This is a genomic window from Agarivorans sp. 1_MG-2023, assembly GCF_030548385.1.
Lineage (GTDB): Bacteria > Pseudomonadota > Gammaproteobacteria > Enterobacterales > Celerinatantimonadaceae > Agarivorans.
Genome location: NZ_JAUOSJ010000024.1, coordinates 21333 through 28748, shown reverse-complemented (window position 1 = coordinate 28748; position 7416 = coordinate 21333). Strand labels below are relative to the sequence as shown.

Annotated in this window: 5 protein-coding genes; 4 read left to right on the top strand and 1 reads right to left on the bottom strand. The window is 45.7% G+C overall.

The window, feature by feature from the left end:
• Positions 1-516: 516 nt before the first annotated feature.
• Both Q4592_RS21385 and Q4592_RS21380 read left to right on the top strand, forming a co-directional pair.
• Complete coding sequence (locus Q4592_RS21385) at positions 517-834, top strand: hypothetical protein (protein ID WP_303516836.1); 318 nt, start codon at positions 517-519, stop codon at positions 832-834.
• Positions 835-980: 146 nt separating this feature from the next.
• Complete coding sequence (locus Q4592_RS21380) at positions 981-1877, top strand: ADP-ribosylglycohydrolase family protein (RefSeq protein ID WP_303516835.1); 897 nt, start codon at positions 981-983, stop codon at positions 1875-1877.
• A 157-nt stretch (positions 1878-2034) separates the two neighbouring features.
• Here Q4592_RS21380 and speB read toward each other — a convergent pair whose 3' ends face one another.
• Positions 2035-2955 carry an agmatinase gene (gene speB / locus Q4592_RS21375; protein ID WP_303516833.1) on the bottom strand — a complete coding sequence of 307 codons (921 nt, stop codon included), beginning with the start codon at positions 2953-2955 and terminating at the stop codon, positions 2035-2037.
• 200 nt (positions 2956-3155) lie between these two features.
• On the opposite strand from speB, the gene Q4592_RS21370 reads away from it, so the two are divergent.
• On the top strand, positions 3156-4292 hold the full coding sequence (locus Q4592_RS21370) for an efflux RND transporter periplasmic adaptor subunit (protein ID WP_303516832.1): 1137 nt from the start codon (positions 3156-3158) through the stop codon (positions 4290-4292).
• On the top strand, positions 4289-7375 hold the full coding sequence (locus Q4592_RS21365; protein ID WP_303516830.1) for an efflux RND transporter permease subunit: 3087 nt from the start codon (positions 4289-4291) through the stop codon (positions 7373-7375). The genes Q4592_RS21370 and Q4592_RS21365 overlap by 4 nt, the downstream gene beginning before the upstream one ends.
• The last annotated feature ends 41 nt before the right edge of the window (positions 7376-7416 follow it).

Here is a 7416-nt window from a genome sequence, read left to right as displayed (position 1 = left end):
ACAGTGTGGCTCTAGTTTGACTAACCCACGATAAACGCAGGAGGTCGGCACTTTCACCAGGGATCATTATGTCTATATGGCAAAACCATGAGTGCACTCAGTCCCAATACAAAGACCGTGGTAAACATACTTTTCAAGTCTCGAGAGGCCATCGAAGTATGTGAAATGTTAGAGAGTTATTGTGGTACGGAGGCTCTTGATTGCGAAGGCTGGACGCCTGAACAAATGGAGCGGATAAGGTTTGCGGTTTTAAAGTTGGGCTGTGAAGCTGAAGGTTGGTTAGAAACAGCTCTAGAGCTAGCAAGCACGGATTGGAGGGATCTTCTAAATGGCGGCAGGTTTCGGCGAAGATTTAAATGCACATCAAAAGTGGTGCCAGTCCATTGCCAACTAACAAGTTTGTCCATTTGACGTTTTGGTCTTCGCTCCTTTTTGGGGTGGCTGCGCCACATTACCCCAAAAATCCACTACAACCAAAACGCAAATGACAAAAGCGTTAACTGGATATTTTAACTTATGAGTTCTGTAGAAATCATAATCGAGGGTGTTTCAAATCGTAAAGATGCAATATGCTCTAAATTGCCATTTACTTCGATTGAAAAAGGGAATGTTGTTATACGATCTCAACTTGATAAAAGTAGCTCTATTAATGAACATTTAGTTTGGTTGTGGGGAATGCTAAATGGTGAGCGTAGATTTATAAAGTCTCTGCAACAAGAAGGAGCTAAATTAACTTGCTGTTGTAAAGCTGCTAAAGGTAAGCATCGGATCTTGGTTAATGGCTCTCAAATGTTACACCTTCTAAATTTAGAGCTTGTTCTTGAAATAAAGTAACCAGTTAACAAGAGCATTCAAGCGGAACAAAAACAGTTGCCTACGTTTCGTTTCGCTACACAGTTTAGCCAACAATTTTTGTCCGCTTAGTAGCGGCGTTAGCTATCAGTATTATCTGTATCAATTCATTTGTTTGAGGCTTTAAATTGGAAGATAAAATAAAAGGCGCTTTAGTCGGTTTAGCCTGCGGTGATGCAGTCGGTACTACGCTTGAATTTGAAAAAAGAGACGCATTTGAGCCTATAACCGATATGATAGGTGGAGGTCCTTTTGACTTAAATCCTGGTGAATGGACTGATGATACATCAATGGCTTTATGCCTTGCTAATAGTTTATTGCAGCAAAATTGTTTTGACCCAATTGACCAAATGAATCGTTACTGCGAATGGTATAAAAATGGGTATATGAGTAGTAATGGTGTTTGCTTTGATATTGGTATAACCGTATCAATGGCTTTACGTAAGTATATTGAGACTAAAAATCCATTCAGTGGTTCTACGGATGAATACGCTTCAGGTAATGGTTCAATTATGCGATTGGCTCCAATACCAATTTACTATCATGACAATTATGAACAATGTATACAATATGCAGGAGAGAGCTCTCGTACTACGCATGGTTCTGCTGAGTGTATCGATTCTTCAAAATTATTTTCTAGTTTAATATTTAATGCGTTTTACGCAGAAAGTAAGTCGGATATCTTTAAAAACAATAAATATATTCCTTGTTGTGAAAAAGTCAGTGCGATTTCACAATGTGATTTTTTAAATTACGAATACATTCAAATGACAGGAAGTGGCTATGTTGTTGAATCATTAGCCTCTGCTCTTTGGTGCTTTATGAATGGCTCTTCTTTTAAAGAATGTATTCTCCTTGCCGCAAATATTGGTAATGATGCAGACACAACCGCCGCTATTTGTGGTCAAATAGCGGGAGCATATTACGGTTTTTCAGGTATTCCCGAGCACTGGCGAAATAATATTGCCATGGCTAAGGAGATAGAGGAACTTGCTTTACAGTTATTCATAAGCAGAAATAGCTAACAAATGTTTTCAAGTCGGACAAAAAACAGTTGGCTTTGTTCGTACCTCACAAATTATAGCCAACTATTTTTAGCCGCTTAAACCGGCGTTAATTCTTTAACTACGCGAAAGCAAAAGTCCCCTTCCCATACCTTAACTCATTGCTTTCACTAGCGAATTATCGATGTTTAACAGCCCATAAGTGCAGCAGCTCAACGGCAATGGTTGCGGCCGCGAGTGCCGTTACTTCGCTGTTATCGTAAGCGGGGGCCACCTCTACTACGTCCATTCCGATAATGTTTACGCCTTGCAAACCACGTAGAATTTGTAGGATTCGGTTAGTGCTTAATCCACCACCTACTGGTGTGCCTGTGCCTGGTGCATAAGCGGGGTCTAAGCAGTCAATGTCAAAACTAAGGTATAAGGGCTTGTCGCCGATGCGTTGGCGAATTTGCTGAACAATTTGCTCAATGCTTAAGTTATTGGCATGGTCGGCATTAATCACTTCAAAGGGATGATTGGCTTTCTCGTAATCGGTTCTAATGCCTAGTTGTAGGGAACAAGCGGGATCGATTAATCCCTCTTTAGGCGCATGATAAAACATGGTGCCATGGTCGTAACGGCTACCTGCGCTGTAGCTGTCGGTGTGTGCGTCGAAGTGCAGCAACGCCATTTTACCATGGTGTTTGGCATGTGCGCGCAATAGCGGCAGGGTAACAAAATGGTCACCGCCTAGGCTCAGCATGGTTTTGCCCGCTTTAAGTAAGCTGGTGGCATAGTCTTCTACTCGCTGGGTAAACTGGGCTTGCTCGCCACAATCAAATACTAAATCGCCTGCGTCCACTAAACCGATACGCTCTAACAACTTAAAATCCCAAGGCCAACGTTTTTCCTCCCAGGCTAAATTTACTGATGCGCGGCGCACTGCGTCTGGCCCTAAGCGGGCACCAGAACGGCCAGTGGTGGCTAAATCAAAAGGGAGGCCGGTAATCACCACATCAGCCGAGCTAAGCGCAGGGCGATGATCTAAGGCTTGGCGTAAAAAAGTATTCGCATTTGAATATAAAGAATAGTCTGGGTGATCAGCCAAGGTACTCATAAAAACATCCGTTGTTATAAAATAATTAACAATTTATTTTGTAGTAGGCTGATTATAAGCGCAAGTGTTTTGTATTTTGCTACATTGGTCGGTTTTTTATATGAATCTTTTTGTGAATAGAATGCGCAAACACTAGACACTAATGAGCACACTTCCTACACTGAGTAGAGCTTTTACCACTAAGTCACACGGACGTTAATATGCATAGGTCGTTATTTTCATTCACCTTTTTGTTTGCCTCTCTTTTTGTAGGAGCGGTGTTAGTGAATGCTTCTTCTAATTTGGCCCATGCCGACGATTCTACAAGCCTTGCCAACGAGCCTATTAATATTGCACAAGTGAAAGCTTTTGTGCCGGTTCTTAGCGACAATTATGCCGTAGAGCGGCAGTTTGTAGGGCAAGTAATTGCTAAGCAACGTGCTGATATTGGCTTTGAACTTGCGGGTAAAATCTCTAATATTTATGTAGATGAAGGTGAAAGGGTTGAGCAAGGCGCTATTCTAATGCAACTTGATACCGAGCTACTCGAGATTGAGTACATTGACCTTCAAGCACAGCTGCAACAGCTCGCCGCCGATGCCTCATTGGTTAAAGCGAATTTAAAACGGGTAAAGTCGCTGAATGATGACGGCTATGCCTCGGCGCAAAATGTTGATGAACTGGTCGCGCAGCAAAAATCCTTGTGGGCCAATAAAGCCCGTATTGATGCCTCTATTAAAGCTAACCGCACCCGTATTGAAAAATCTACTTTGGTTGCGCCGTACAGCGGCATTATTGATCGGCGTACTGTGTCTGAGGGGGCAGTAGTGGGGGCATCTCAACCGGTACTAACGGTACTGCAAAAAGGCGCTAACGAGGTAAAAGTAGGGGTGCCGGTTCGTTTGCTAGAGCAAGTTGATATGGTGAAACCTAAGTCGGTTACTGTGGCTAAACGCCACTACGCCGTAGACTTGGTGGCTGCTGGTGGCCAAGTTGATCCGGTTACTCGCACTGTTCAGTTACGCTTTGCCTTGCCTGATAACGATAATTTAGTGAGTGGCCAACTGGCTTACTTAAATGTGGTAGAAACGGTAGAAGAGCCTGGTTACTGGATTCCGGTGACCGCCATTACCGACGGCATTCGAGGTTTGTGGAATGTATACGCCATTGTGGCACAAAGTGACGGGAATTTTAAATTAGAGCGGCGTGATGTAAGCGTTCGTTATGCTACCGAAGACCAAGCCTTTGTGCGTGGTGCCTTGCAAGCGGGTGAAGCCATTGTAGCGACCGGCATGCACCGTTACGTGCCGGGGCAAACCGTTAATCCGAGCGGTGCCTTGGAAGAGGCAAGCCAATGATAGGCGCTCTTTTTAACAATGGGCGCTTAATTGCCCTGTTAATCACGCTAATTATTGTGGCGGGAATGGGCGCGGTAAGCACCCTGCCGCGCAGCGAAGACCCTAAAATTACTAGTCGTTTTGCCAGTATTGTTACTCAGTACCCTGGCGCTTCCGCTGAGCGCGTAGAAGCCTTGGTGACCGAGCTTATCGAAAACAAAATTCGTAAACTTCCCGAGATTAAGCGAGTGCAGTCGTCTTCTCGCCCGGGCTTTTCGGTACTTCAAGTTGAATTAAAAGACGCCGTAATTGATGTAGTACCGGTTTGGGCAAGGGTACGAGATTTGGTGGGCGAATTGCCGCCGCTGTTGCCTGATGGCTCGTCTGAACCGGTCGTTGATGATGACCGTGGTTATGCCTTTACCAGCTTAATTGCACTGCGCTGGACGGGGCCGGGCGACACCGACTTAGCCATTTTAGGCCGTTATGCCAAAGAGCTACAAAACCGCTTACGTAATGTGTCGGGGACTGACTTTGTAGATTTGCAGGGGCAGGGTGAAGAAGAAATTCTGGTTGAGATTGAGCCCTATCAAGCGGGGGCCATGGGGCTTACCACTGATCAAGTATCGCAAATTATTGCAGGGGCCGATGCCAAAGTATCTGCTGGTGAACTCACTAACGAAAATACCCGCATGCAGTTGGAGCTTGAGGGCGAACTCAACTCTTTAGAACGGATTAAAAACATCCCGGTTAGCAGTGCCGAAAATGGTTATGTTTACCGTTTAGGTGATTTGGCCACCGTGACCCGCCAGTTAAAATCCCCGCCAGAGCAAATTGCCGTGGTTGAGCGTGACTACGCGATTGTGGTGGGTGTGCGGATGTTGGCCGAATACCGAGTGGATCAGTGGAGTGCTCGAGTTAATCAAACCCTTGATGACTTTAGAACCATTTTACCCACCAATGTAAGCGCCGACATTATCTTTGAGCAAGACGGGTATACCGCTAAACGCCTTGGCGAGCTGGTGGTAAATGTACTGATTGGTTTTGCCATTATTGTGGTGGTACTGCTGCTTACCTTAGGTTGGCGCTCAGCCTTAATTGTGGGCTTGTCTTTACCTTTAACAGTAATGTTCACGCTAGCGTGTATGAAGTTTTATGGTTTGCCGATCCACCAAATGTCGGTAACTGGCTTAGTGGTGGCGTTGGGGATTATGGTTGATAACGCCATTGTTATGGCCGATACCATTGCTCAAAAACGTCAGCAAGGTAAGAGCGGTTTGCAGTCGGTGAAAGAGTCGCTAAGCCACCTTTGGCTGCCACTGTTAGGCTCAACTTTAACCACTATTTTGGCCTTCTTACCAATTGTATTAATGCCAGGGCCGGCTGGCGAGTTTGTTAGCGGTATTGCCTTAAGTGTGATTTTCTCACTGATTGGTTCTTACTTTATCTCGCATACCCTAGTGGCCACCTTTTCTGGTCACTTTTTACCTTCGCAGCAAACCGCGGATCATTGGTATGAGAAAGGCATCCAGTTTCCTGCCCTCAGTCGTGGTTTTCAGGCTGTTTTGCACGCTAGTTTACGCTACCCTAAAATTGCTATTTTGTTGGTTACGGCCTTGCCGTTATTTGGATTTTACAGTGCTGGCAGTTTAACCGAGCAGTTCTTCCCGCCGTCTGACAGAGACATGTTCCAAATTGAAGTTTACATGGCGCCGCAGTCGAGCATTTACGCTACCGAGCGTTTAACCGAGGAGCTCACCGAGCACCTTTACGCGAAACAAGGCATTAAGTCGGTGAGTTGGTTTGTTGGCAACAATGCGCCTTCATTTTATTACAACTTAATGCTGCGCCAGCAAGGGGCAAAAAACTACGCCCAAGCGATGATTACTACCGATGATTTTCGCGCCGCCAACCGCTTGATTCCAAACCTGCAGGCCGAGTTTGATTTGCTCTATCCTCAGGCGCAAATTCTGGTAAGAAAACTTGAGCAGGGCCCTCCGTTTAATGCGCCTATTGAGCTACGCGTTTATGGGCCAAACTTGGATCAGCTTAAAGAGCTAGGTGACGAATACCGACGCATTCTTTCAGAAATCCCTCATGTTACTCATACCCGAGCCACCTTGTTAGCGGGCACGCCTAAGGTGTGGCTAAAGGTAAATGAAGAGGCCTCTCGTTTAAGCGGTGTCGCGCTCACTCAAATTGCAGGGCAATTGCAGGCGAACCTACAAGGCCGAATTAACGGTAGCGTATTAGAAGCCAGCGAGTCTTTGCCGGTGCGTATTCGTTTAGCCGATGAACAGCGTCAGCAATTAGAGAACTTGGGTGACATTACCCTCACCAGTGAAATTGCCGGCAATATTCCTTTGGCCTCTTTGGCAGAACTAGAGATTAGGCCAAGTCGCGGCGAAATACCGCGGCGTAATGGTCGTCGAGTAAACGTGGTAGAAGGCTATTTGCGTACCGACATTTTACCTGACCAAGTACTAGAGGTATTTAGTCAGCGCTTAGAAGAAGAAAACGTTCCTTTGCCTGCTGGTTACTCAATTGAGTTTGGTGGCGAAGGAGCCGAGCGTAACGAAGCCGTTGGCAACTTACTCGCCAGTGTGGGGATTATTGCGGTACTGCTGGTCACCGTGGTGGTGGTGTCGTTTAACTCCTTCCGCTTGAGCTTTCTAATTATGATTACTGCCATTCAAGCAGCGGGTTTGGGTTTGCTAAGTGTTTATTTAGGCAGTTTCCCCTTTGGTTTTACCGTGATTATTGGTTTGTTAGGTTTGGTGGGTTTAGCGATTAACGCCGCCATTGTGATTGTGGCCGAGCTGAAATCCGATCCCAAAGCCTGTGCAGGCGAAGCAGAAGCAATTTGTTTTGGAGTGCTAAGCTGTACTCGTCATATTAGCTCCACCACCATTACTACCGTGGGTGGCTTTTTACCCCTGATATTAGAAGGCGGCGGTTTTTGGCCTCCGTTTGCGGTGGCCATTGCCGGAGGCACTGTGCTTACGACTATGCTGTCGTTCTTCTTTGTGCCGGTAGTGTTTTCTTTGATTGCCAAAGGTAAGCGTAAAATACCGTCGGTGGGCGAACCCACAGTGGCGCACTAATTTGCTATAAATAAAGACAAACAAAAAGCCGCTAATAGCGG

Coding starts and splice junctions, on each gene's coding strand:
- Q4592_RS21385 (WP_303516836.1), top strand. CDS start 517: ATGAGTTCTGTAGAAATCATAATCGAGGGTGTTTCAAATCGTAAAGAT.
- speB (WP_303516833.1), bottom strand. CDS start 2,955: ATGAGTACCTTGGCTGATCACCCAGACTATTCTTTATATTCAAATGCG.
- Q4592_RS21370 (WP_303516832.1), top strand. CDS start 3,156: ATGCATAGGTCGTTATTTTCATTCACCTTTTTGTTTGCCTCTCTTTTT.
- Q4592_RS21365 (WP_303516830.1), top strand. CDS start 4,289: ATGATAGGCGCTCTTTTTAACAATGGGCGCTTAATTGCCCTGTTAATC.